Raw genomic sequence first — 23,936 nt, forward strand, 5'->3', positions numbered from 1 at the left:
GACAACACATGCCTGAGATCGTCAGTGCATCCGCAGAACGCGTCATCAACGCACCGAGAGGCACGGTCTACGACTGTGTCGCCGACATGCGCCTTCTTGCCCGATTCCTCCCGCCGCCGTTCTATGACGTTCGGGTGGAGCAGGGCGGTGTGGGGGCCGGCGCCGTCGTGTCGTTCAAGATCGACTTCGCGCGCGGCACTCGGGAACTGCAGATGCACGTCACCGAACCGGCACCCGGTGAGGTCCTCGTGCTCACCGACACCAACGGATCAGGTCTCACCACGACGATCACCGTGACGCCGCACGACGCACACACACTCGTGAACATCACGTCGACCTTCACGGGCGAGACCGGGGTTGCAGGCGTCGTCGAGCGTTTCGTCGCACCGCGCAGACTCCACCGGGTCTACGCGAAGCAACTTGCGCGCATCGACGCCCACGCCCGGTCTCTGACCGCCTGAGTCATCCGTCGATATCGCCGTGTTGACGACAGTGCCTCTGCCACCGACACCGGATGTGTCGCGGACGGCGTTCTACTCGATGACGATGACGAGGTCACCTGCCTCGACCGATCGCACGCCCGAGAACGCCGTCCGCGACACGCGGCCACCCACCGGTGCGGTGATCGCCGCCTCCATCTTCATGGCTTCGATGACGGCGACAGGCTGCCCAACCTCGACGATGTCGCCGACTGCGGCCTTGACCGTCACGGTGCCCGAGAAGGGCGCGGCGACTTGCCCGGCAACCGTCCGGTCGGCCTTCTCCGCCACCGGGGCGACCACAGAAATCCGCTGATCCTTCACGAACACCGGGCGCAACTGGCCGTTGACGCGCACCATCACGGTCCGCACCCCCTTGTCGTCAGCGTCCCCGATCGCCTCGAGCCCGACGTAGAGGCGCACGCCTTCCGCGAGGTCCACCGCGTGCTCGCTGCCAGCTTCGAGGCCATAAAGGTAGTCCCCCGTGTCGAGGATCGACAGGTCGCCGAACTTCTCACGGGCCGCGTGGAACTGAACGGTCGGCTGCGGGAAGAGCAGCCGGTTAAGTGCATCCCGACGCTCATCGGAGGTGCCATCGAGAAGCGCCTCATCGCTCTCCGGCACGGCGGCGACTTCCGGGCGTGCCTGGCGTCCCGCGAGTACCTTGCTTCGGAAGGGCTCAGGCCATCCGCCCGGGATCTCGCCCAGTTCGCCGGAGAGGAAGCCCACGACGGAGTCGGGGATGTCGAAGGACTGCGGATTCTCCTCGAACTCCTGCGGATCGGCGTCGACCGCTGCGAGGTGGAGGGCGAGGTCGCCGACGACCTTGGATGACGGGGTGACCTTCGGGATGCGGCCGAGAATCCGGTCCGCGGCCGCGTACATGTCCTCGATCTTCTCGAAGTTGTCGGCGAGCCCGAGCGCGATGGCCTGCTGGCGCAGGTTCGACAACTGCCCGCCCGGGATCTCGTGCGTGTACACGCGCCCCGTCGGCGACGGTAACCCGGATTCGAACGGCTTGTACAGTGTGCGCACCGCGTCCCAGTAAGGTTCCAAGGCCAGGACGGCGGACTGTGACAGCCCCGTGTCGCGATCCGTGTTCGCGAGCGACGCCACCAGGCCAGACAGCGACGGCTGCGACGTCGTCCCCGACATCGGCGCGGAGGCCACATCGACTGCGTCCACGCCCGCCGCAGACGCGGCAAGCAGCGTCGCGAGCTGTCCGCCCGGGGTGTCGTGCGTGTGGAGGTGAACGGGAAGTTCGAAGCGGTCTCGAAGCGCGGTCACGAGCGTCGCCGCCGCCGCAGGACGCAGGAGCCCGGCCATGTCCTTGATCGCAAGCACGTGCGCACCGGCGGCGACGATCTGATTGGCGAGACGCAGGTAGTAGTCGAGTGTGTACTTGTCTTCGGCCGGGTCGAGGAGATTGCCGGTGTACGCCATCGCGACTTCAGCGACGGCGGTTCCCGTCTCGCGGACGGCGTCGATCGCGACACGCATCTGGTTCACGTCGTTCAGCGCGTCGAAGATGCGGAAGACGTCCACACCGGTCGCGGCGGCTTCACGGACGAACGCCTGCGCCACGGAGGCGGGGTACGGGGTGTAGCCCACGGTGTTCTGGCCGCGAAGCAGCATCTGGATCGGGACGTTCGGGAGGGTATCGCGAAGCGCCGCCAGGCGCTCCCACGGGTCTTCGCCGAGAAACCGCAGCGCGACGTCATAGGTCGCGCCGCCCCAGGCCTCGACCGACCACAGCTCGGGGGTGAGCCGCGCCACGTGCGGCGCGACGGCGAGCAGATCACGCGTCCGCACCCGAGTGGCGAGGAGCGACTGGTGAGCGTCGCGGAACGTTGTTTCCGTTACAGCGAGCGCGGTCTGCTCACGAAGGCTCCTCGCGTAGCGCTCAGGACCCTTTTCGAGCAACTGCTGGCGGTGACCGCGGGGGGCGGGTGCGTCGAGATCCACGGCGGGCAGCTTGACCCGGGGTTCGATCGCGGCGGGGCGCTCCCCATTCGGCTGATTCACCGTGACATCGGCAAGGTACTGCAGCGCGCGAGTCGCGCGGTCTTTCGGCTTGTTCAGGGTGAGAAGCTCGGGTCGTTCCTCGATGAACGAGGTGGAAACGTCTCCCGCCTGGAACGCGGAATCGGCCAGCACCGCCTGCAGGAACGGGATGTTGGTGGCGACACCGCGGATTCGGAACTCAGCAAGCCCCCGACGGGCACGGCTCACGGCGGCGGCGAAGTCGCGCCCCCGGCAGGTGAGCTTGGCGAGCATCGAATCGAAATGCGGGCTGATGTGCCCACCGGGATTGATCGTGCCGTCGTCCAGACGCACCCCGCCACCACCAGGCGAACGGTAGGCGGTGATGCGTCCGAGGTCCGGGCGGAACCCGTTCGCCGGGTCCTCCGTCGTGATCCGGCACTGCAGGGCCGCGCCGCGAAGTCGGATCCGGTCCTGGGTCAGGCCGAGATCGGCGAGGGTCTCTCCGGCGGCGATCCGCATCTGCGCCTGGACCAGGTCGACGTCGGTGACTTCTTCGGTCACCGTGTGCTCCACCTGGATACGCGGGTTCATTTCGATGAACACATGCTCGCCCGTACGCTCACCTTCGGTGTCGAGAAGGAACTCGACCGTGCCCGCGTTCTCGTAGCCGATCGACTTCGCGAAGGCGATCGCGTCGCGGGTCAGGGCGTCGCGGACGGCGGGTTCCAGGTTCGGCGCGGGCGCGATCTCGACGACCTTCTGGTGCCGGCGCTGCACTGAGCAGTCGCGCTCGAACAGGTGCACGGTGGCACCCGACTTGTCGGCCAGGATCTGCACCTCGATGTGGCGCGGGCGAAGCACGGCCTGCTCGATGAACATCGTCGCGTCCCCGAACGCGGACTCGGCCTCGCGCATGGCGGACTCGAGTGCGTCTCTGAGGTCCTCGGCGCGTTCGACCCGGCGCATGCCGCGACCACCACCGCCCGCGACCGCCTTCGCGAACACCGGGAACCCGATCTCACCCGCACCCTCGACGAGCGCCTCGACGTCCGTCGACGGCGGAGTCGACCGCAGCACCGGCACACCCGCGGCGATCGCGTGCTCCTTGGCTGCAACCTTGTTGCCCGCCATCTCCAGGGCCCGCCGCCCGGGCCCGATGAAGCGGATACCAGCCTCCTCGGCGGCCGCGGCGAGCCCGGGGTTCTCCGAGAGGAATCCGTAGCCCGGGTAGATGGCATCCGCGCCGCACTTCTTCGCGACGCGGACGATCTCGGCGACGTCGAGGTAAGCCCGCACCGGGTGCCCTTCCGTCCCGATCAGGTAGGCCTCGTCAGCCTTCAGACGGTGCATGGAGTTGCGGTCTTCGTACGGAAACACGGCGACCGTCTGGGCGCCCAGTTCGTAGGCCGCGCGAAAGGCGCGGATCGCGATCTCGCCACGGTTGGCGACCAGGATCTTCCGGAACATCTGCGGTACGGGTCCTTTCTGGTGCCCCGTCGGCGGGGCGTCGTGGGAGGTGTCGCCTCAGCGCATCCAGCGCGGGGCGACGACTGTTCCTTGAGCTACTTCGAGACGAAGTAGAGGCGCTTGTTGGCGAATTCGCCGATGCCGACCGGGCCCATCTCGCGCCCGAAGCCCGAGCGCTTGACGCCGCCGAACGGGATCTCCGCAGCCTCGGCCGCGATCGTGTTGACGTGAGCCATGCCGACTTCGAGGCGGGATGCCACGCGTGCGGCGCGGGCCTCATCGGTGGAGAAGACGGAGCCGCCGAGTCCGAGTGCGCAGTCGTTGGCGAGCTCGAGAGCCTCCTCGTCGCTGGTTACGCGATAGACGGTCGCAACCGGCCCGAAGATCTCTTCGCGGTACGACTCGGATTTGCGAGGAACGTCGACGAGCACCGCGGGCGAGTAGTGGGCGCCGAGGCCTTCGGAGAGCACTCCCCCGGCGAGCAGACGGGCGCCCTCGGAGACGGCCTTCTGCACTTGCGCATCCACGGTCTCCGCAGCGGCCCGGGTGGACAGCGGGACGTACTCGCCTTCGCCCAGATTCAGCTGGTCGCCTGGCTTCAGACCCTCGGCGAGCTTCACCAGCTCTGCGACGAACTCGTCGTAGATGTCGGCCATGACGATCAGGCGCTTGTTGGAGTTGCAGACCTGGCCGGCGTTGTAGGTGCGGAAGTCCCACGCGGCCTTCGCGACGGCGGCGACGTCATCGGAGTCGAGGACGACCATCGGGTCGATGCCACCGAGTTCGAGCACGCACTTCTTGAGGTGGGCGCCGGCCTGGGCGCCGATGATCGCGCCGGCCCGCTCGGAGCCGGTCAACGACACTCCCTGCACACGCGGGTCGGCGATGATCCGACCGATCTGGTCGTGGGACACGAACAGCGCCTGGTACCCGCCGACCGGGACGCCGGCCTGCTCCATGATCTCCTGGATCACACGGTTCGACTTCGCGCAGATGTCGGCGTGCTTGAGCAGGATCGTGTTGCCGAGCACGAGGTTGGGGGCTGCGAAGCGTGCGACCTGGTAGTAGGGGAAGTTCCACGGCATGACGCCGAGGAGCGCCCCGATGGGCAGGTGCTCGATCAGGGCCTTGCCCGGGATGGTGCTCGGGATCTCGTAGTCGGTGATGAGGCTTGGGCCGTGGACCGCGTAGTAGTCGATGATCGCGGTCGCGAAGTCGACCTCGTCGAGGCTCTCGGCGATGGACTTGCCCATCTCGATGGCGATGATCTCCGCCAGCTCCTGGCGGCGCTCGCCGAAGATCGCCGCGACGCGCTTGACCACGCCCGCACGGTCCTGCACGCTCCGGTCCCGCCACGCACGGTATGCGGTGTCGGCGGCCGCGAGTTGCTGCTCGACCTCTGCATCCGTGGCCGATTCGAAGGTCTCGACGATCTCGCCTGTCGCGGGGTTCTGAACCCGGTACTTCGCCATGGTGTTCCGTTTCCTGTCTTCGGAGCGATGAAGCGATGTCATCGCTGCGTGTTCTCGTGGTCTGCTCCCCGCAACGGAGGGCACGGGGCTGTTACCGGACGTAGTCGGCGCCGGTGATGTCGATCGTCGCCCCGGTAGCGTGCCTCGCACGCCCCGTTGCGAGGAAGGCGATGACCTCCGCGACGTCGCCGGCGGGCGTCACCTCCCCGAGGGGAAGCGCATCGAGCACCGAACGCTCGATCGCACCGTCGGACAGATCGGTCGCGACCCAGCCGGGCGCCAGGGCGTATGCGAGCACGCCGTCGCGGCCGTAGCCACGCGCGATCCCCTTGGTGAGGGCCAGCAGTCCCCCCTTCGCGGCGCCGTAGGCGAGGTGTTCGGCGTCGTCCCCGCGGTGAGAGGATCGGCTTGCGAGGTTGACGATGACGCCGCCGTCTCCGGCGCGGAATTCGAGGATCGCGCGTCGGCACAGCTCTGACGGTGCCACGAGATTGAGGCCGAGGTTCGCTTCCCACCCCACTCGCCAGGCTTCGGCCGACTCGATCTCTGAGGCAATCCACGCCCCTGCGTTGTTGACGAGCACGTCGAGGCCTCCGAACGCCGACACCGCGGAATCCCAGACCGCGGTCGCATCGTCGACGCCGTCGAGCGCGCCGGTGACGAGGGCGACGCGCGACCCGCTATTCGGTTCTCCTGCAGACTGGAGCTCGGAGAGCAACGACCGGGTGTGCTCGGATGCGGTTCGCGCGTGCACGACGACGCTCGCGCCCCGTCGGTGCAGGAGGGCGGCCGTCGCACGCCCGATCCCACGCGAGCTCCCGGTGACGAAGGCCCGCTTGCCGACGAGCTCGCCCTGTGCCGTGGACATCACGCGACGGCCTGGGCGCCAGTGATCTCGACGCACGCACCGCACACGAACTCGGCCTCGTCGGACGCGAGGAACGCGATGAGTGCGGCGACCTCGTCGGGACGCCCGATGCGCCCGAGCGGCACGAGCGCGTCCAGATCGGCGATCGTGCGCCCCTTCTCGGCGATCCCCTTTTCGAGCATGGGCGTGTGGATCTCGCCGGGGCACACGGCGTTCACGCGCACGTGGTTCGGCGCGTAGTCGCGCGCAAGGCTCTTCGTGAAGGAGACGACCGCCGCCTTGGTGACGTTGTAGGCGAGGTGCCCGGATGCCGGGGTGAGCCCCCACTGGGATGCCGTGTTGACGATCGAACCGCCGCCAGCGGCGATCATCGCGGGAAGCACGGCTCGGCACATGTGAAAGAGCGCGTCGACGTTCACAGCGAAGCTCAGATTCCAGTCGGCCTCGCTCGTGTCCAACAGCGCACCGCGACGCATGGCGCCGGCATTGTTCACGAGCACGTCGACCGCGCCGCGGTCCGTCACGTATTCGACCGCGGCAACGGCAGCACGGCAGGCCTCGGCGGACGTAAGGTCGAACACGATCTCCTGTGCGTCGCCGCCGGCATCCCTGATCTCAGCGGCCACCGCGGCCGCGCTCGCTCCGACCGCGTCGGCCACGAAGACGCGCGCCCCCTCGGCTGCAAGCCGGCGGCTCGTCGCCGACCCGATCCCGCCGCCACCGCCCGTGACCAGGGCGACCTTGCCCGCAAAGCGCTTGCTCATGTTGTTCCTTTCGGCATGGTGTGTGATGCCTGATCCCGCTGCCAAGCGGGGATCAGCGGTGTTCAGGCTGGCGACAGCCAGGTGTCAGCGACGGTGAACCCCCGGGGGTAGGGGTCTGTAGGGTGGAGACCCATCTGATGGAGGCCCGTGATCCAGGCCTGTCCCGCAATGGCAGGCACGACCGCAGGATACGGACCGAGCCGAGTGACGGATTCGATCGACGAAGTGAATCGGCTGCCGGTGATCGACTCGTGGATGAAGGTTTCGCGGGGCTCGATGAGGCCCTGCGCATGCAGAAGTGCGAGTCGCGCGGAAGTGCCGGTTCCGCACGGCGAGCGGTCACACCGCCCGGGTGAGACCACAACCGTGTTCCGGGCAGTGAGCACACCGTTCTCTCGTCGGAGCGGCCCCATTAGCTCAAAATTTGTGATCCCGGGGATCTCCGCATTCTCGGGGTGCTCGACCGGCAACTGGGCGATCGCCGCCTGCTTGATTCGCTCGCCGACCTCGCACACCTCGCGCGCCTCCGACGGATCGATCGCGAAGCCGAGCTCTTCGGCCTGCGCCATCGCGTACGTCATTCCCCCGTACGCGACGTCCAGACGCACCGTGCCGATACCGCCCACCTCGATGCTCACATCGCGGTAGTAGACGAAGGCCGGCTGGTTCACGAGCCGAACGCTCGTGACTTTGCCGTTGTCGCAGGCGCAGCGAACGCGGATGAGCCCGGCAGGCGATTCGAGCACCAGCTCGGTCACCGGTTCCTTCAACGGGAGAATCCCAGTCTCCAACAGCACCGTCGCGACGCACATTGTGTTGGAACCAGACATGGCAGGGTACTCCGTAGTCTCAAGGATCACGTACCCCATGTCGGCCTCAGGGTGGTTCGACGGCAGGACGATGTTCGCGTTGTGCCAGACCGCCCCGCGGGGCTCAAAAAGCACCAGCTTACGAATCTCGTCCATCTGCGATTCGAGATGCCGGCGTTTGTCGAACATCGTCTCGCCCGGGACATGACCCACGCCGCCCACGATCACCTTGCCGCTCTCTCCCGCTGCGTGACATTCAACAACCGAGAGCACTCGGGAAAACTGCATTCTTCCTCCTGGGATCCGGCACGGGAACCGGCTACGCAGCCCAGATATCGCCGACGGTGTATCCCTCGCGGTACGGGTCGGTCGGGTCGAGCTCCCAGACCGCGCGGCCGCTGACCCAGCCGCGGCCCGTGATCGTGGGCAGCACCGCGTGATAGTCCCCGACGCGCGTCTCGCCGACGAGGCGACCGATGAACTCGCTGCCGATGATGCTGCGGTGCGAGAAGTCCTCGCCGAGCCCGAGCTGCCCACGGGCATGCAGCGCTGCCATCCGCGCGCTCGTCCCGGTGCCACACGGCGACCGGTCGAGAACGCCCGTCCAGCTTTCCTCGCGATCTGCGACGATCGGGGCGCTCGTCAGGACGTTCGCGTTCTGGGCCTGCTTGCCCGGCTTACGGTCACCGTTGTGCAGCATGATCATCGCGACCCGGTCGATCGCGGGATTGACCGGGTGGCGCACCGCCACCTGTTCGAGCGCGGCCAGTTTCACGAGCGCAGCCGCCCGCGTGATGCGCTTGGCGTTCTCCGGTTTCAGGTCGATGCCCAGCTGGGCGATGTCGAGCTGCACGAAGTATTGACCGCCGAACACAACATCGACCCGGATGTCGCCGAACTCACGAACGGTGAGCATCCGGTCGATCTCGACCGCGAACGCAGGGACGTTCACCACGGTCACCGAACGCACCTTCACCCGGCCGTCGCGTTCCTCGAGGTGCGCGGTGGCGCGGACGATGCCCACCGCGGTGTCGATGACGACCTCGGTCTCGGCGCCGCGGACCGGCACGATCCCGGTCTCCACCGCGGCGGTGACCGCGCAGATCGTGTTGCTGCCGGACATCGGGGTGAATCCACCCTGTTCGAGCACGACGATGCCGAAGTCGGAGCCCGCGTTCACGGGTGGGAGCAGGAAGACGCCACACGTCGCCGGGTAGCCGCGCGGCTCACGCAGCAGCAGCCCGCGCAGCCCGTCGAGTTCGCGTACGCAATAGTCGAAGCGCTCCGCCATGGTCTCGCCGACAACGAATCGGTCCGCATTCGGGATGACCCGGCCCGGCTCCCCCTCCGCGTGGACCTCGATGGTCTCCACCGCGAAGGGTGCGCCCCCAGCGGTCTCGGCGCTCATGCTGCGAGCACTCCGAGGCCTCGGAGCGCGTCGGCGATCCGTGCGCGGTCGTCTGCCGCAAGCGGCAGGATCGGCTCGCGCACCGGACCGACCGGCGTGCCAAGGAGTTCGAGCGCGGCCTTGAGGCCGGCCGGGTAGTTCACCGACTCGAGCACGGAACTGAGGTTCCACAGCGGCGCCCACAGCTCGCGTCCGCGATCCAGGTCTTTCTCCTCGGCGATGACGCGGAAGAGTTCTGCGGCCTGCGCCGGGGCGATGGAGGCCACACCCCACACCGAGCCCTTCGCGCCGAGGGTGATGCCGAGGAACGTCAGCGTGTCCCATCCGTTGAAGGCCGTGATCCGATTGGTGCGGCTCGTCAGCACATCCGTCAGAGCAACGGCGTCCCCCGACGTGTCCTTGAAGTAGTCCACGCCGTCGATGTCACCGAGTTCCGCGAGCTGCTCGGCGTCGAGCGCGATCCCGGTCGCCCCGGGAACGTTGTAGTACATGATCTGCAGGCCGATCGAATCGGAGATGGTTCGCAGGAACGCTTTGAGCGCCTCGAACGAGAGCGGGTCGTAGAAGGGCGGCACGACCATCACGGCGTCGGCACCGACCTCTTCGGCGTAGCGGGCGAGCTCGACCGCCCCGGCAGTGGAGGTGTGCCCGACGCCCGCGATGACCTTCACACGCCCAGCAGCTGCTTCGACGTTGAGTCTGATGACTTCTCGGTACTCCTCGGGAGTGAGGCTCGTGAACTCGCCGGAGGTGCCGGTGGGAACGACACCCGCCACACCGCCGGCGACCATGCGCTCGACCTGCGCTCTGATGCCGTCGGCATCGACGGCGGTCCCGTCCGCGGTGAAGGGGGTGGGGATCGCGGCGAGCACACCGCCGAGGTCGGCATTCTTACGGGTCATGGCAGTTCTTCTTTCGTTTCTTGGGTCTGGGTGCTGCTACCGGCCGCCGCGGAAGCGGGCGGGTGAGAACGGCAGCAGGACGGGGTCGAGGACGCCCTCGCGGATGAGGGTGCTCATGGCGCGCGCGGTCGCCGGCGCCAGGGTCACGCCGTACATGCCGTGGCCGCCGGCGACGTAGGCGTTCGCCAGGCGAGGAAGGCGGCCCATGACGGGGAGGCCGTCGGGCGCGACGGGCCGCATGCCGGCCTGAGGCCGGACATCGGCAGCAGCAGGCGGTTCCCAGTCGCGCAGATAGGTGAGCGGAGCGCGGAGGATCGCATCGACGCGCACACGGTTGATGTTCTCGTCGAGACCACCGAACTCCATGGTGCCCGCGAGCCGTAGTCGATCCTCGAACGGAGTGACGGCGACCTTCGCGTCGTAGAGGTTGGTCGCGCCCTTCAGCCCGTACGGCGACATCTCGACCGAGTAGCCCTTGCCGGGCCGGATCGGGAGGTCTGCCCCGAACAGCTTGGACACTGGACCGGTCCACGCGCCCGCGGCGAGAAGGAAGTTGTCGGCCGGGAACGTTCTGCTACCTGAAGACACGCTGACGATGCGATCGCCGGCTCTCTGCACCTTGTCGATCGGCGCGTTCTCGACGATCTCGACGCCCATCTCCACGAGCTTCGCGTGCAGCGATGCTCCGAATGCGCGCGGGTCGAGGTGGAGTTCCTTCGGGAAGAACAGTCCGCCGCGCACCCCGTCCTTCAGCAGCGGCTCGTGCACCCGGACGTCGTCACCGAGCATCTTGATCGGCGCGATGCCGTACTGACCGGTGAGGTCCGCGTACCCGAGGTGCAGGTGCATGTGCGCGTCGTCATGGAACGCCATCAGCAGCCCGTTGTGCTTCAGCTCGAAATCGATCCCGTCGGCGCGGTAGTCGTCGAACGCGCTGATCGAGTCGCCCATGAGGGCCAGGTGCGCGGCGAAGCCCGCGCGCTGATCCTTCGCATTGGATGCACGGAACATGCCGAGCATGAACGTGAGGAATGAAGGCTTGATCGACGGCTTGATGTACAGCGGGCTGTCGCGCTTGGTCATCCACTTCATCGCCGAGACGACGGCTCCGGGGCCCGGGAGCGGCAGCGAGTCGGCGGGGACCACCCAGCCCGCATTCACTTCGGCGGCGCCGAGCCCGGTGGCGCGGGCGTCGACCAGGGTGACGCTCTCCCCCTCTTTTGCGAGCTGGTAGGCCGTGGTGAGGCCGATGATGCCGCCGCCGATCACAACAGTGTGCAACTCGGGTCTTCTTTCTCTCGTGTGGGTGGGGGGTGGATGCTGCCGGTCGGACCGGCCGGCAGCATCCGGGTCAGAATCGGACCGCGTCGACGAACTTCTTGAGGTCGGGGTTCGTGCTGCGGTTGAACGCTTCGTCTGGGGTGGTGTTCACGGCGATCTCCCCCTCGTGGAAGAAGACGAGCCGGTCCGCCGCTTTCGCGGCGAAGGCCATGTCGTGGGTGACGAGAGCCACCGCGAGGCCTTCTTCTGCCTTCAGTCGCCGGAGGACGTCGAGCACCTCTGCGGCGACGGGCGGATCGAGCGCACTGGTGATCTCGTCGCACAGCAGGAGCTTGGGTTGCATCATCAGGGCGCGGGCGATCGCGACGCGCTGCCGTTCACCGCCCGAGAGCTGCGAGGGGCGGCTGCGCAGATGATGGGCCATGCCAACCTCGCCGAGCGCGACCTCCGCGCGGTCCGCGGCTTCCGAGGCAGAGAGCTTCAGTCGCTTGCGAGGAGCGAGCGTCATGTTGCCGAGCACATCCATGTGCGGCCAGAGCGTGTAGCTCTGGAAGACCATGCCGACGTGGGATTCGACGTCGGCCCAGTCGTCGGTGCGCTCGCCCTCTTCGAACACGACCCGTCCGTCGAAGGCGATCGTGCCCTCGTCCGGGTCGGTGAGACCGGCGATGGCGCGAAGCAGCGTGCTCTTGCCGGATCCGGACTTGCCGATGATCACGGTGATGTCACCGAGCGCCATGCCGAAGTCGACGTTCTTGAGGATGACGCGGTCGCCGAAGCTCTTCTGCAGACCGGTCGCTGCGACCAGCACGTCTCCGATCGCCGCCGAGAGGACACCTGTGTCGGTGCCGCGAGCGCCGAGCGTTCCGATGGCCGTCGTGACCAGCCCTGGAGTCTTGTTGCTCATGCTGTTGTCTGCACCTTCAGCTTGTTGCCCGGAAGCACACGGGACAGGAGTCCGGGGGCTTTCGGTCCTTGCGACATCATGTTCCGCTCGATCCGAGACAGGATCAACGACACCGGGAACGCGATGACGAAGTACATCAGGGCGGCCGTGGTCAGGATCTCGAGGGAACGGTAGGTCTCCGACGCGATCATGTTCGCGGTGAACATGAGGTCCGCGACCGCGATCGTCGACACCAGCGCCGTGTCTTTGAACAGCGAGATGTTCAGCGACAGGATCACCGGCAGCTGCTGGCGAAGCGCCTGCGGGACGATGATGTAGCGGATCTGCTCCCAACGGGTCAGTCGCAGCATCTGCCCGGCTTCGACCTGCTCGACGGGCACTGCCTGGAATCCGGATCGCAATGCTTCGGCCATGAACGCCGTCAGGTTCGCCGTCAGCGCCATCACCGCCGACACCGGGCCCGGGATCGTGATTCCGGTCAGGGCAGGCAATGCATAGTAGACCCAGAAAAGCTGCACCAGCAGCGGCGTGCACCGGAACACCTCGATGTAGAGCTGTGCCGCCCATCGGACGACGTCGATGTGCGACATCCGCATCAGCGCCACGGGGATCGACAGGATCATCGAGAGGACGATCACGATCAGCGAGATCTCGATCGTCACCCACAGCCCCTCCAGGAGGCGGGGGAAGTTGCTCTGGACGACGCCCCAGTCGAAGTCATACGTCTTGATCATCATGAGCTGCAGCCGTTCACTTGCTCATCGCCAGGTCGCCGAGGTTCGCCGGGTCCACGATGCCCGCCTTGTCGAAGGCGGCCTTGAGCGTGCCGTTGTTCTGTGCGCTCTGGATGGCGATGTTCAGCACCTGCAGTGAACGTGCGTCGATGTTCTCGTTCACGCCGTAGTTGGAGTCCTGCTTGAAGATCGTCGGGTTCGGCACCACGATCTTCAGCGACGAGTCCTTCTTTGCCGCGTCCGCGAGCGTCGGCAGGTCTGCGAAGGCGGCGACGGCGCGGCCGGCCTTCATCGCGCTGATGGCGTTCGGGATGCTGGCGGTGGAGAGCACGCTTCCGGCGAGCGCCGTGATCGTCGGCTCGTACGACGTGCCTCCAGCGAGGGCGACCGGCTTCCTCGTGGCGAGGATCTCTTTGGCGCTGTGCAGGCCGGAGTCGGCGCGGACCAGGAAGGCGCCCTCGTAGGTGTAGACGGGGACGGTGAACTGGATCGCCAGGGATCGCTCGGACGTCGAGTCGAGGTAAGCGGCGACGTCGAACCGGTCTGCCTGAAGTCCGGACACCATGTTCGACCAGTCGGACGCGACGGGCACGAACTTCACGCCCATCTGCTTCGCGAGGAGCTGGAGGGGCAGGACGTTGGGGCCGCCCATCGTCCCGTCGGGCTGCTGCCCGGTCATGGGCGGCGCCGATGCGATGCCCACGCGCAGTTCGCCCTGCTGCTTGATCTTCGCGATCCATGCGCCGTTGCCACTCGTGCCGCCCGCGGCCGCGGCGGAGCCGGTGCCGTGCAAGGAGGCGCCGAGCCACCCGGCCACGAGAGCGAGGACGAGGACGCCGATCACGGCGAGGATTCTGCGGTTGGCCCGCTTGGCCTTGGTGGTCTTGGTTGAGGTTGTCATGGGACCCTGCTTCGTTGGAGGTTCGGGATGTGCGTCTGATTGCCTGAGTGTCAGACAATCTGTCGACGTGCGGCCCACACTACGCGCTGCGGACTCCCCCCGCAAGATGCAATTTCCATCAATTTCGGGGGCCCGCCTCCCGACGCTCGCACCGCTCTCGCGACATGACGAAGGCCCCTCCGTGACGAATCACGCAGGGGCCCTCGGCCTGATCTCAGGATGCCGTCGTCGGGTCGGATGCATCCAGCTCGCGCTGAGCTTGCAGGATGTCGTCCAGCTCTTCGGTCGGACCGCCGGATCGCACCGCCCAGAAGAATGCGCCGATGGAGAGCGCGGCCATCATGATCACGTCGGATTGTCCCCCCAACGGAGGGTTCTTAAGGGGCCCGAACTGCCCGAAGTACGCGAGGCCGACGATCGCAGTGAGGGTCACGACGAGCCAGACTCCGGCACGGAGATGGCGGCGCCCCGTCGGTGTGCTGATTGCGTAGAGGATCGCCAGGAATGCGGCGATGGCCAGAACGAAGGCCCCGAAGTACACGGGGAACGGCCATCCATCGGGGCGCTGCTTCTGATCGAGAGTAGCCAGCCATCCACCGCCCGTGGCGACGACCACCCATGCCACCAACAACAGCCCCGACAGGATCCAGCTCGGTGCGATGCGACTCCACCCTTCTTTGACGCTTGTGTACGCGCCGTAGATCGGCAGGGCGAGGAACAGCACCGTGAACAGATTGATCAACGGCACCCATCCCGCGAAGTAGATCAGCATGAGACTCGCGACGAACCCGGCCAGTGCCCATGCGACCCCGCCCTTGATCCGCACCGGACGAGGAAGATCGGGAGCCGTGCGCCGCAGCACCGCGAGCACTGGTCCGCCCATGACGTAACTCAGCGTGAGGGCGATGGAGACCATGCCGACGAACAGGTACCAGCTGGGAGCCGGGAAGAAGAACACCACGCCGAGCGCGGTGCATGCGATGAGCGCGACGATCGGCGTGCCGAAACGGTTCATCCGCTGAAAGACGACCGGGAGCTCCTTGTTGACCGACATCGAGTAGACACTCCGGGTGCCGATGCCGAGCCACACCCATCCGGTCGCAGACGGGGACAGGACGGCATCGGTGAGCAGCACCACGGAGAACCATCCGAAGCCGGCGGCCGCCACAGCATTCAGGAGTGGCGCGGACGCCCAGTCGCTGTTGAGAAGGGCAGCCCAGTCCCCTGGCTTGATACCGGCCAGATCCCAGTTCAACGCTCCAATGAAGCCGATCTGGAGCGCCAGGTAAATGACGAGGGGGATGATGAGCCCACCGATGACGATCGCGAGCGGGATGTTCCGCTGCGGTTTCACCACTTCGCCGCCGAAGTCCAGGATCTGGCGCAGGCCACTGTACGCGAAGACGATTCCGCCCCCCGCGAGCGCACTGAAGACGGCGCCGCCTCCGAAGGGGAAGAAGCCGCCCCCGATCGTGAAGTTCGCCGAGTTGAACGCGCTGAAGAGGAGGATCGCCGTCGTCAGCGGAACGATGAGCTTCCAGATCGTGACGTACTTGTTCGACTCGCTCAGCAGCTTGGCCCCGAACGAATTGAGAATGAAGAAGACGAAGAGGAGCAGGACACCGGCGATGATCCCGGTAGGCCAGGAGAGGACCGTGACTCCCTGACGGACTTCGAGCAATCCGAGCTCAGGCCAGTGGCCGCCGATATAGGTGATGACCGCCTGCACCTCGATGACCGGGAGCGATAGCGCCGCAATCAGATATCCCCAGCCGTTGAACCAGCTGAGGAATGCCCCATGCGTGAGTCGGGGGTACCGCACACCCGCGCCCGAGCGCGGCAGCATTGCTCCGAGCTCCATCCACGTGATGCCGATGACGCCGAAGAACAGGGCTCCGAGCACCCACGTGATGATGGAGGCCGGACCGGCGTGGCTCGCAGCAGCCAGCGTGGCGAGGAGCCATCCTGAGCCGACCTGGACACTGACGGCCAGTGCGATCAGACCGAACAGGCTGATCTGCTTCTTCAGCTTGAGGTCCGCGACCTCGAATGCACCGGTCGCCGGCTGGCTCTCATTGGTCGTGCCGTTCGCTTGCCGTGACACGGGAACCCCCTCGTTCTCGATCATCATTCCTGCTCAGATCGGGCTTGGGCCCGCCTGCTGCCGTGATGACTCTTCTTGAGAATGACAGATTGTCAGACGATCTGTCAAGCATTACGCCTCACGACGGCGATGCGCACGTCTCGCCAGGGCACCGGCCTATGTGGGCGAGGGCGTGAGCTTCCTGGCGCGGTCAGACGAACAGAGCGGAGATAGCGGGCGTCACCGGGATGCCGTCTTGCAGTACGCGTGCACGGGCCTGGTATCGCTGATCGGCGGGCAACCGCGAAACGCCGGCTCCGCGGAGCATGTTCGCGAGAGCAGCGACCCGGGATGCGAATACCTCGTTCGCACCTCGCCGCGGGTCGATGACGATGACCAGTTGCCCCGTGCGCGGTGACGGCCCGGCGGACGAAGCTGATGCGTCGGCTTCGAACGAGAACGCTCCACCGGTCAGCGCGCCGGCGAGGACCTCGACCATCAGCGACAGTGCGGACCCCTTGTGCCCGCCAAAGGGCAGCAGCCCACGCTCGGCGAGGATCTCACCTGGATCGGTCGTGTCGCGTCCGCCGACTCCGGTCCCGACCTCGAGCGACACCTGACGCCCCGCGTTCCGCGCGAGCTGCAGATCGCCATGCGACATCGCAGAAGTCGCGAAATCCATGACGATCGGCGGAGCACCTTCGACGGGAGTCGCGAACGCGAGCGGATTAGTGCCGAACACAGGCTCGACCGCTCCACGCGGCCGCACCACGCGCGTCCCGCCCACCACCATCGTCAGAGCGACGAATCCACGCTCCGCAAATCGCTCGATGTCGGGCCAGAGCGCGCTGAAGTGGTGCGAGTCCCGCACCGCGACGACGGCAAGACCCGTCTCGTCGAGCATCGTATCGACGGTATCGGCCGCCAGGACCAACGCCGGTTGAGCGAAGCCGTTCGCTGCGTCGACGCGGAGAAAGGATGGCCCCACGTTCGTGAGCACCGGAACGGCCGCGCCATCCGTCTGGCCCGACTCCAACGACTTCACATAGCCGGCGACGCGGAACACGCCGTGGCTCAACGCGCCGTCGCGCTCGCAGCCGGCACAGTTGGCCGCGAGGATGTCAGCCACCCATCGCGCGGCGCCCGCCTGCTGGAGGGTCGTCGAGATGAGTTCCCTCAGCTCGTCGAACGACACATGCGAGTCAAGAACGCCCATGGGTCAGTCCGCGGCGAGAACCTCGCCGGTCGACAATCCGTCGACGGCGCGGCGGAATGCCTGACCGACCACATGGTCCGACACCGGCGACAGCCCGGGGAACGATGAATGGAACGCCTCGGCGGTCGCAAGCACATTCGGGCTCACGACGTTGATCCGGATGCCGCGGGGCAGCTCAACGGCAGCAGCACGCACGAATGCCTCGACCGCCCCGTTCGCCATCGCCGCGGCGACACCAGCGGCAATCGGAACCCGTCCGACGACACCACTGGTCAGCGTGATCGATCCGCCGTCACGCACGAAGGGCGTGGCGATGCGAACGAGATCGATCTGGTTGAGCACCTTACCCGTGAACGCGCGCAAGTAGTCGTCGCGGCTGAGGTCCTCGAGCGGGAGGAACGGCACATGCCCCACAGTGGAGACGATCGCATCGACGCTCCCGATCTCCGCGAACAGGGCCTGGATCGAGTCGGGCTGCTCCAGATCCACAGGCGGTTGTGTGCTGCGGCCAACCTCCACCAGGTCATGGTGCGGACGCAGTGCGGCTGCAGCAGCGGCGCCGACATGACCCGACGCGCCGATGATGACGACCGTCATGCCTGGTCTCCTTCTGATTCCGACTTCTTCCACAGCATCGCGATCAGTTCGTCTGCGCTGTCGATCGTGTGCGCGATGAATGCCTTGTGGATCACTTCGCGGTCCTTCGTCAGGATTGCATCCATGAGCTCTGCGTGCACTCGATGAGCACGGGCGGGATCGTGACGAGCGGCTTGGTCTTCGGCGAGCGCGATCGTCATATGCGCTGCGGTGACTGGCCAGAGCTGCACGAGCAGGTAGTTCTCCGAAGCCACCCAGATCTGCCGGTGGAAGTCCAGGTGGGCGTCGTGATGAATCAGTGGGTCCGCGTCGAACGGCAACCGGCCGTAACGATCCCAGCCATCCTTGACCATCTGCAGCCGGCGGCCGCTGTCATCCGCGAGGATCGCATCGATCGCGAGCATGTCGAGGCCGACGCGGGCAACGGCGATGTCGCGGATCTGCCCAGGCGATAGCTCAGCGACACGTATCCCCCGATACGGTTCCTGCACGATCAGCCCCTCGCGCGTGAGCTGCATGAGCGCTTCACGAACCGTCGGTCGGCTCACACCCAAGGACGCGGCGAGCTGCGCTTCGGTCAGCTTCTCACCCGGGTTCAGTCGACCAAGCACGATCGATCGCCGGATCTCGATGCCGACTGCCTCCTTCCGCGAGACCGATGAAACGGGTGCCGGACCCCGTTGCCCGAGAGCGTCAGCAGCGTGCGTGCTCATCCCCGCCCATCCTCAATGCGCTCCCAGGAGTGCCTTAATGTATGACAATCTAACTACATCGTTGATCGTAGCGCGCGAGGCGACCGCGACGCTACATCTCCGAGATCGGGAGTCCATCCGAGCGAGACGCAGTCTCGTCGCCAACGGCAACCCAATTCAGTGTGATGCGTCGCCACCGCTCGGGCTCTGAGTTCCAGCACATCGTGTGCTCCGCGAGGAAGCCCTCAACACATACGACGTCTGGACGGCTTGCCGCGACGCGACGCGACACTTCGTACGGCGTTGAGGTGTCGGCCACACCGTGAAGAATCAATGTCGGGACGCGAAGCCGTGCCGCACGTCCGAGCCAGTCCAAATTGTCGAGTGATATGGCCGTCTGCAATCCGACCAGCCGTGAAAGCGCGCGGACTTCGAGCCACGGATGCGCCAGAACTCCAAACCACGCGGGAAGTCCCGCCCGCACGCAGTTGGCGTCGATCGTGGACCGCCAGTCCAGCACCGGTGAATCCAGGACCACGCGCTCGATCACATCGTGAAACTCAGGATCTGTCGCCAACTCGAGCGCGATCACGGCGCCCATCGACCACCCGAAGAGCACAATGCGATGCGCACCGTGAGCGATCGCATACCTCACCGCAGCGCGGACGTCGTCCCCCTCGGCAACGCCCAGAGTGGATCGGCCGGTTCCGTCAGCGGGACCCTCGCCATCGTTGCGGTAGCTCACCACGAGGGAGACGAGTCCAGCGGTCGTGGCGACCTCGACGCCGCGGAGTGTTCCCGCTCGCGAGCTACCGAGCCCATGGATATGAACGGCCCACCCCCCGCGTCCACCCGACGGTTCGATGAGCCACGCGGGTGCTGAACCTACGGGGGTCTCGATCACGACGTCGGATACGTTCAGGCCCGCGTCGCGTGGATCCTCGAAGTAGATTCCACTCCACGACGCCATACTCCCTGCCATCAGCTCGAGAGGTGCGTTGCCTTCAACCACACGAGTGACCGTCGAGTCACTCTCGTGGATGACGTCGCCAAGATGAACCCATCCCCCGCCTTCGAGCCAGAGGTTGTAGCGTCCGCCAGCGGCGGTCCGCGCGGTTCGGTCAAGGACAATTGCTGTCTGCTCCTCGTCCCGGAGAACGTTTAGAACGGTCAGGTCGAACACCCGGCCAGACGCTGGAGCCGTGAGCCTCCGCGCAATCATCCACCCGATGCCGGCCGCCGCGAAAGCAGCGGCACCCGCAAACAGCGCAGCAACCCGGCCGATCTTCATCGCGCCTCCTTCGGTTGGCCGACACCGGGGCGGGGGCGATTCGGTGGCGTTCGAACTGGCTGCCCCGTCAGGTGAGCTTCCGCTTGGTCGACCAGCTCGCGCTCGGATGCGCTGAGTGTGAAAGAGACCCGCGGATCGAACACAGCGTCCCGAATCTCCACGATCTGCCGGTGGAGCATGGCGTCCGGGTTTTCAGAGGTGAACGCTCCGAGATCCTGCTCACCCACGCTCGGACGCACCTGCCTCGCCCGTTCCCAAGCAGGCGTCACCGCGGTGACGAGTCGACGTGTCGTCAACGCACGGCTTCGTGCGTGCACGCGCCGAATTGCTGGCAGGCTCGCCAAGCCGAAACAGAGAAGGACGAAGGTCAGGAGGAAGAGCGGGCCGTACACCGCCCCGAGGGCGACCATTAACGGGACATTCCCACTGACGTGCGCGAGATCCATAACGATGATCACGGCCGAGAGGACGAGCCCACACAGGCTGCCGAGCAGCAACGAGATCGCAGGCAGTCGATCAACTCCGGTGCTCTGTCCGATCCTTCGAGCAGAGACCACGGCCATGACAGTCACGACCATTCCGTTGTAGGCGTACTCGATCATCGAATACGCTGCCGCCGCCGGCTGCGCTCCGTAGTCCAGCATGAACGTGGTGGTCGTCTCGCCCCGCTTGATCAGCGCGAAGGCGACGATCACTCCGGTCAACGAGACCGCCAACAGGATGCCGCCAAGCGCGATGTTCACTGCCCGCGACCGGTATTCGGTCACCTTCACCACACCGCGGCCGAGGAAGAAGATTCCAAACATCAACGCGAGATCGGCAAGCAGCGTGGCGAGGTTGGCGCCACCCAACAGCTGGTCGACCCTGTCGTACACGGCATCGATGTTGAGCGTCATCGCCACTGCGATCGTGACGGCGGAGTACGTGATGCTCCGTTCCGCGCGCCCCCTCCGCAGGATGAGGAGACTCGCGACGAGCATCCACATCACGATGGCGACGATGATCTGGATCATCCGAAGATCTCCATGAACTTCGACTCGTACGACGCCGATCGCCGGATGCCCGCCGCGAGATGATCCGCCAGGACTTCAGCAGCAACTTCGTCGTCAGACTCAAGATCCTGGCGAGCAAGGATGCGCCGGCGCGTCATCGGGGGGATGTCGGGGAGCAAGACGTCCTGAGAAGCCACGTGTGGGTCATCACCGTGATCGAGAATCACGTGGGCCAGCTCATGCAAGACGAACTGCTGCCGATGAAGCAGCGACTCGCTACGCGCATGAACCACGACGTCCTCGGCCTCCCCCACGAGGAGGACGGCACACACGCCGCCACTCTCGTTCAGCTCAGTGAGTTCGACGATCCGGAGGGGGCGATCCGTGTATCTCTGCACAGCGTCGACGACCTCGTCGAACGTGAAGGCGTCTCCGAGGTCAAGCTCGCTCATTGCCGTCAATACGGTCGCTTCAATGTCCACGAAGACCACTTCCCTCCCGAAGCACCGGCCACCCTACTTGGGTGGAAGGCGCCGCTGCTACTCCTGCCTCAACTCCTCGTCGAGAAAACGACTGATGGCCTTGAGCGCATCCGGCGACACATCCCCCAGTGTGCGGGCCGCATAAGACTTGACCTTCGCCGCCCGCATCGATCGCACAAGGTCGAGCTGTGCCCTGACCCTGGCCGGCATCGGTGCGTCGTCGTCGCCCACCAGAAACGCGGCGTCGACGTCGAAGAAGTCAGCCAGAGCCTCAAACAATCGACGGTCCTGGACGTAGCGGTGACCGTTCACCATGTACGTCCATCGCGAGCGAGACAGATTCACTCCGCGATCCTGCACGAAGGCCGCGATCTGCGCGTGGGTGGGCTCGGCACCCGTCTCCGTGATCGCGACATCGAGGAGCAGCCGAAGACGCTTCGCCAGGTCTTCGGCGGCTGCCTTGCTCTCTTCTTCTGTCATGTCTTGTCCTCATTCCCCTCGGGTCAGGGAACGGTGCCTCGATTTGGGCACGCCCAACGTGGCGTTGAGCATGCCCAATCTACGCGTTGGGCATGCTCAAAACAATCCTTGCGAACTCGAAGAAGCGGTGGAAGGCTGACACCCATCGTGCATTGAGCATGCTCAAAGACCGCCACGAGGGTCCACGCCCTCGATCGTCAGAGAGGGCCTCGCATGGAACGAGAGAGCGACCGTACGGCCGGCGTGTTACAGCTCGCCGATGGCGATTCCGAGTTGGAAGTACATCTCGCTCACCGCGGCGTCGTTGACCGTGTACTTGATCCGCTGACCCCGAACAGCCTGCTCCAGAGGCGGATCGGCGATCAACATGCCAGACGACGTCAGCGCCTGAAGCGCCTTCGCGACCGTCGGCACCGCAAGACTCGTGCCCGTGGCGATCTCGCCTCGGGTGGATGCGCCGTGGTTCCTGATGTATCCGATGATGCCGGCGCGCACCATGCTGCCGAGAGCCTTAATGGGGTCCTCCACGTTGTCGGCGTCGAGGGGTCTCGCATATCTGGGCACATGCCCATTGTGTCGCAAGCTCCCCGGCTAGAGCGAATAATTTAGGGGTTCCCTTCTGAAGCGTACCGTTATAGTATCCCCTCAAGGCACAGTTCACCAGAGGAACTTAGGAGGCTGAAATGATTCGCAACGACGCGGCAAACAGCCGCGATCGCGCCAGGTGCGAGGCTGCGCCGTCCGCCTCGCAAAGGTGGTTCCGATGAGCACTGGGATGTCACGACGTGGGCTGATCTGGGCGACCGTCGGAGCCGTCGTGCTTCTGATCGCCATCGTCGCGATCATCGCCGCGACGCTCAACGGAGCACCCCAAGCCAGGCCGTCCTCGCCGGCACCGACTTCTTCAGCCTCCCCCTCGTCGGCGACGCAACCGCAGGCTGCCGTCGTCGATGAGGGGGTGACCCAGTATGGCTGGGTCCCCGAGCCGATCACCACGGATCGGGAGACGTACGTCCGGGCGGCGCTGGCCGCGGCTTCCACGTTCGATCCGTCGAAGTCCACGCGCGACAAGTTCTTGGCCTACCTAGCGACCTGGTTCACGCCCGACGCGCGCTGGAAGACCCAGGCAGATCGAGACCGCGCGACGCAGCTCTACCTCGGCGCCCTGGACGAATCAGTCGTGCTGCCCGATGACCAGTGGACCCAGCTTCGCTCGGATCAGAACACCGTGACCGCGAAGGTGACGGGGCCGATCAAATACATGGCAGTGCCGAACGATCCAGGCGGGATGTCGATCGCAACCGCGGACGTCACAGTGACGTACCGGCAGGGGAACGTCACCAACGATGACCAGGTGCGGGTGAGCGTGCAGGTGCTGTGCGGTTCTGGTTCTGTCCCGGCTCCGGGTTCGGCGCAGCGGGCAGGTGACTGCAAGGTCGTTCGCTTCTTCGATTCGGCGTTGGAGGGGTGATCGATCATGGGCGCCCCTGCCGTTGCGACGCTGACAATCGTCAGGTCGAAAACGGCCCGCCGAGTCATGGCCGTCGCGGCGACCATGTTCCTCGTCACCGTGCTCAGTGTTGCGGTGCCACTACTGACGGTGGTGTTCATCGCCAGCGGGCAATCCGGCACCGCCACCTCGGCGGACGTGCCGAAAGCGCCGGCGGTGGATCCCGCGGCTCACGTTGCGAAGGGCGGATGGACGTACCCACTGGTCGGGTCCTATTGGAAGGGACGCGGGTTCGGCCCTGACCCGAATATCTCGCGTGTCTGCTCCTACTGCTCGACGTGGCACAAGGGTTACGACATGTCGCAGGGATGCGGCGCGACCGTGCACGCCGCCGCGGCCGGCCTCGTGACACACGCGGGCAGCTACTTCGGATACGGGAACGCGGTCGTGATCGAGAACGGCGGGGGCGTCGCGACGATCTACGGCCACATGGCCTGGGGATCTCTCCGGGTCAGCACCGGGGAGCGGGTCAGACCCGGCACCCCGCTCGGGGCGGAGGGAATTACTGGCAATTCCACTGGATGCCACCTGCACTTCGAAGTCCGCATCCACGGCGTCGCCGTGGACCCGGCACCCTTCATGGCCGCACGCGGCCTGCCACTCAAGTGAGATCGC

At 66.1% G+C, this 23,936-nt stretch carries 23 protein-coding genes; 3 read left to right on the forward strand and 20 right to left on the reverse strand.

Annotated features, from left to right (window positions below; all coding sequences use genetic code 11):
• Positions 1–8 precede the first annotated feature (8 nt).
• Positions 9–461, forward strand: coding sequence for an SRPBCC family protein (locus LK09_RS08045; RefSeq protein WP_039397717.1), 453 nt, complete (start codon positions 9–11; stop codon positions 459–461).
• Positions 462–533: 72 nt separating this feature from the next.
• Here LK09_RS08045 and LK09_RS08050 read toward each other — a convergent pair whose 3' ends face one another.
• From LK09_RS08050 to LK09_RS08145, 20 genes are all read right to left on the reverse strand, one after another.
• Positions 534–3,932 (reverse strand): pyruvate carboxylase, encoded by a 3,399-nt coding sequence (locus LK09_RS08050; protein ID WP_039397719.1) that lies wholly within the window; start codon positions 3,930–3,932, stop codon positions 534–536.
• Between the two features lie 95 nt (positions 3,933–4,027).
• Positions 4,028–5,404 carry an aldehyde dehydrogenase family protein gene (locus tag LK09_RS08055; protein WP_039397721.1) on the reverse strand — a complete coding sequence of 459 codons (1,377 nt, stop codon included), beginning with the start codon at positions 5,402–5,404 and terminating at the stop codon, positions 4,028–4,030.
• Positions 5,405–5,495: 91 nt separating this feature from the next.
• On the reverse strand, positions 5,496–6,272 hold the full coding sequence (locus LK09_RS08060; protein ID WP_039397723.1) for an SDR family NAD(P)-dependent oxidoreductase: 777 nt from the start codon (positions 6,270–6,272) through the stop codon (positions 5,496–5,498).
• Entirely contained in the window at positions 6,272–7,036 is a 765-nt protein-coding gene (locus tag LK09_RS08065) for an SDR family NAD(P)-dependent oxidoreductase (RefSeq protein WP_039397725.1), read from the reverse strand. Before LK09_RS08065 ends, LK09_RS08060 begins: the two co-directional genes overlap by 1 nt.
• A 62-nt stretch (positions 7,037–7,098) precedes the next feature.
• Positions 7,099–8,133: a proline racemase family protein gene (locus tag LK09_RS08070; RefSeq protein ID WP_039397727.1), complete on the reverse strand. Its 1,035-nt coding sequence runs from the start codon at positions 8,131–8,133 to the stop codon at positions 7,099–7,101.
• Between the two features lie 31 nt (positions 8,134–8,164).
• Complete coding sequence (locus LK09_RS08075; RefSeq protein ID WP_052226529.1) at positions 8,165–9,253, reverse strand: proline racemase family protein; 1,089 nt, start codon at positions 9,251–9,253, stop codon at positions 8,165–8,167.
• Entirely contained in the window at positions 9,250–10,155 is a 906-nt protein-coding gene (locus LK09_RS08080; RefSeq protein WP_039397729.1) for a dihydrodipicolinate synthase family protein, read from the reverse strand. The genes LK09_RS08075 and LK09_RS08080 overlap by 4 nt, the downstream gene beginning before the upstream one ends.
• A 36-nt stretch (positions 10,156–10,191) precedes the next feature.
• A complete protein-coding gene (locus LK09_RS08085) occupies positions 10,192–11,436 on the reverse strand; it encodes an NAD(P)/FAD-dependent oxidoreductase (protein ID WP_039397731.1) in 1,245 nt (414 codons plus the stop codon).
• 70 nt (positions 11,437–11,506) lie between these two features.
• Complete coding sequence (locus tag LK09_RS08090) at positions 11,507–12,343, reverse strand: amino acid ABC transporter ATP-binding protein (protein WP_052226530.1); 837 nt, start codon at positions 12,341–12,343, stop codon at positions 11,507–11,509.
• The gene (locus LK09_RS08095) at positions 12,340–13,080 is read right to left on the reverse strand and encodes an amino acid ABC transporter permease (protein ID WP_052226531.1); all 741 of its coding nucleotides are present in this window, start codon (positions 13,078–13,080) and stop codon (positions 12,340–12,342) included. Before LK09_RS08095 ends, LK09_RS08090 begins: the two co-directional genes overlap by 4 nt.
• A 13-nt stretch (positions 13,081–13,093) precedes the next feature.
• Positions 13,094–13,978 (reverse strand): substrate-binding periplasmic protein, encoded by an 885-nt coding sequence (locus tag LK09_RS20675; protein WP_052226532.1) that lies wholly within the window; start codon positions 13,976–13,978, stop codon positions 13,094–13,096.
• A 214-nt stretch (positions 13,979–14,192) separates the two neighbouring features.
• Entirely contained in the window at positions 14,193–16,082 is a 1,890-nt protein-coding gene (locus LK09_RS08105) for an APC family permease (RefSeq protein WP_197060991.1), read from the reverse strand.
• Positions 16,083–16,272: 190 nt separating this feature from the next.
• Positions 16,273–17,277, reverse strand: a complete 1,005-nt coding sequence (locus LK09_RS08110) for an Ldh family oxidoreductase (protein ID WP_039397732.1) — start codon at positions 17,275–17,277, stop codon at positions 16,273–16,275.
• A gap of 3 nt (positions 17,278–17,280) precedes the next feature.
• The gene (locus LK09_RS08115; RefSeq protein WP_039397734.1) at positions 17,281–17,874 is read right to left on the reverse strand and encodes a short chain dehydrogenase; all 594 of its coding nucleotides are present in this window, start codon (positions 17,872–17,874) and stop codon (positions 17,281–17,283) included.
• Positions 17,871–18,587, reverse strand: coding sequence for a GntR family transcriptional regulator (locus tag LK09_RS08120; RefSeq protein ID WP_039397736.1), 717 nt, complete (start codon positions 18,585–18,587; stop codon positions 17,871–17,873). Before LK09_RS08120 ends, LK09_RS08115 begins: the two co-directional genes overlap by 4 nt.
• Before the next feature lie 91 nt (positions 18,588–18,678).
• The gene (locus tag LK09_RS08125) at positions 18,679–19,857 is read right to left on the reverse strand and encodes an alpha/beta hydrolase family protein (RefSeq protein ID WP_197060992.1); all 1,179 of its coding nucleotides are present in this window, start codon (positions 19,855–19,857) and stop codon (positions 18,679–18,681) included.
• Positions 19,854–20,870 (reverse strand): hypothetical protein, encoded by a 1,017-nt coding sequence (locus tag LK09_RS08130; RefSeq protein ID WP_197060993.1) that lies wholly within the window; start codon positions 20,868–20,870, stop codon positions 19,854–19,856. The genes LK09_RS08125 and LK09_RS08130 overlap by 4 nt, the downstream gene beginning before the upstream one ends.
• Positions 20,867–21,301 carry a hypothetical protein gene (locus LK09_RS08135; RefSeq protein WP_231562986.1) on the reverse strand — a complete coding sequence of 145 codons (435 nt, stop codon included), beginning with the start codon at positions 21,299–21,301 and terminating at the stop codon, positions 20,867–20,869. The genes LK09_RS08130 and LK09_RS08135 overlap by 4 nt, the downstream gene beginning before the upstream one ends.
• A gap of 87 nt (positions 21,302–21,388) precedes the next feature.
• Positions 21,389–21,811 (reverse strand): hypothetical protein, encoded by a 423-nt coding sequence (locus LK09_RS08140; protein ID WP_039397738.1) that lies wholly within the window; start codon positions 21,809–21,811, stop codon positions 21,389–21,391.
• A gap of 246 nt (positions 21,812–22,057) precedes the next feature.
• Complete coding sequence (locus LK09_RS08145; RefSeq protein ID WP_039397740.1) at positions 22,058–22,309, reverse strand: helix-turn-helix transcriptional regulator; 252 nt, start codon at positions 22,307–22,309, stop codon at positions 22,058–22,060.
• A gap of 265 nt (positions 22,310–22,574) precedes the next feature.
• On the opposite strand from LK09_RS08145, the gene LK09_RS08150 reads away from it, so the two are divergent.
• Both LK09_RS08150 and LK09_RS20680 read left to right on the forward strand, forming a co-directional pair.
• Positions 22,575–23,282 (forward strand): hypothetical protein, encoded by a 708-nt coding sequence (locus LK09_RS08150; RefSeq protein ID WP_156138679.1) that lies wholly within the window; start codon positions 22,575–22,577, stop codon positions 23,280–23,282.
• 6 nt (positions 23,283–23,288) lie between these two features.
• Positions 23,289–23,930, forward strand: coding sequence for a M23 family metallopeptidase (locus LK09_RS20680; RefSeq protein WP_082008123.1), 642 nt, complete (start codon positions 23,289–23,291; stop codon positions 23,928–23,930).
• The last annotated feature ends 6 nt before the right edge of the window (positions 23,931–23,936 follow it).

The organism is Microbacterium mangrovi (assembly GCF_000802305.1).
GTDB lineage: Bacteria > Actinomycetota > Actinomycetes > Actinomycetales > Microbacteriaceae > Microbacterium > Microbacterium mangrovi.

Bases quoted from the DNA above. Each gene is read 5' to 3' on its own strand.
- LK09_RS08045 (WP_039397717.1), top strand. From the start codon at position 9: ATGCCTGAGATCGTCAGTGCATCCGCAGAACGCGTCATCAACGCACCG.
- LK09_RS08050 (WP_039397719.1), bottom strand. From the start codon at position 3,932: ATGTTCCGGAAGATCCTGGTCGCCAACCGTGGCGAGATCGCGATCCGC.
- LK09_RS08055 (WP_039397721.1), bottom strand. From the start codon at position 5,404: ATGGCGAAGTACCGGGTTCAGAACCCCGCGACAGGCGAGATCGTCGAG.
- LK09_RS08060 (WP_039397723.1), bottom strand. From the start codon at position 6,272: ATGTCCACGGCACAGGGCGAGCTCGTCGGCAAGCGGGCCTTCGTCACC.
- LK09_RS08065 (WP_039397725.1), bottom strand. From the start codon at position 7,036: ATGAGCAAGCGCTTTGCGGGCAAGGTCGCCCTGGTCACGGGCGGTGGC.
- LK09_RS08070 (WP_039397727.1), bottom strand. From the start codon at position 8,133: ATGCAGTTTTCCCGAGTGCTCTCGGTTGTTGAATGTCACGCAGCGGGA.
- LK09_RS08075 (WP_052226529.1), bottom strand. From the start codon at position 9,253: ATGAGCGCCGAGACCGCTGGGGGCGCACCCTTCGCGGTGGAGACCATC.
- LK09_RS08080 (WP_039397729.1), bottom strand. From the start codon at position 10,155: ATGACCCGTAAGAATGCCGACCTCGGCGGTGTGCTCGCCGCGATCCCC.
- LK09_RS08090 (WP_052226530.1), bottom strand. From the start codon at position 12,343: ATGAGCAACAAGACTCCAGGGCTGGTCACGACGGCCATCGGAACGCTC.
- LK09_RS08095 (WP_052226531.1), bottom strand. From the start codon at position 13,080: ATGATGATCAAGACGTATGACTTCGACTGGGGCGTCGTCCAGAGCAAC.
- LK09_RS20675 (WP_052226532.1), bottom strand. From the start codon at position 13,978: ATGACAACCTCAACCAAGACCACCAAGGCCAAGCGGGCCAACCGCAGA.
- LK09_RS08110 (WP_039397732.1), bottom strand. From the start codon at position 17,277: ATGGGCGTTCTTGACTCGCATGTGTCGTTCGACGAGCTGAGGGAACTC.
- LK09_RS08115 (WP_039397734.1), bottom strand. From the start codon at position 17,874: ATGACGGTCGTCATCATCGGCGCGTCGGGTCATGTCGGCGCCGCTGCT.
- LK09_RS08120 (WP_039397736.1), bottom strand. From the start codon at position 18,587: ATGAGCACGCACGCTGCTGACGCTCTCGGGCAACGGGGTCCGGCACCC.
- LK09_RS08125 (WP_197060992.1), bottom strand. From the start codon at position 19,857: ATGAAGATCGGCCGGGTTGCTGCGCTGTTTGCGGGTGCCGCTGCTTTC.
- LK09_RS08130 (WP_197060993.1), bottom strand. From the start codon at position 20,870: ATGATCCAGATCATCGTCGCCATCGTGATGTGGATGCTCGTCGCGAGT.
- LK09_RS08135 (WP_231562986.1), bottom strand. From the start codon at position 21,301: ATGAGCGAGCTTGACCTCGGAGACGCCTTCACGTTCGACGAGGTCGTC.
- LK09_RS08140 (WP_039397738.1), bottom strand. From the start codon at position 21,811: ATGACAGAAGAAGAGAGCAAGGCAGCCGCCGAAGACCTGGCGAAGCGT.
- LK09_RS08145 (WP_039397740.1), bottom strand. From the start codon at position 22,309: ATGGTGCGCGCCGGCATCATCGGATACATCAGGAACCACGGCGCATCC.
- LK09_RS08150 (WP_156138679.1), top strand. From the start codon at position 22,575: ATGAGCACTGGGATGTCACGACGTGGGCTGATCTGGGCGACCGTCGGA.
- LK09_RS20680 (WP_082008123.1), top strand. From the start codon at position 23,289: ATGGGCGCCCCTGCCGTTGCGACGCTGACAATCGTCAGGTCGAAAACG.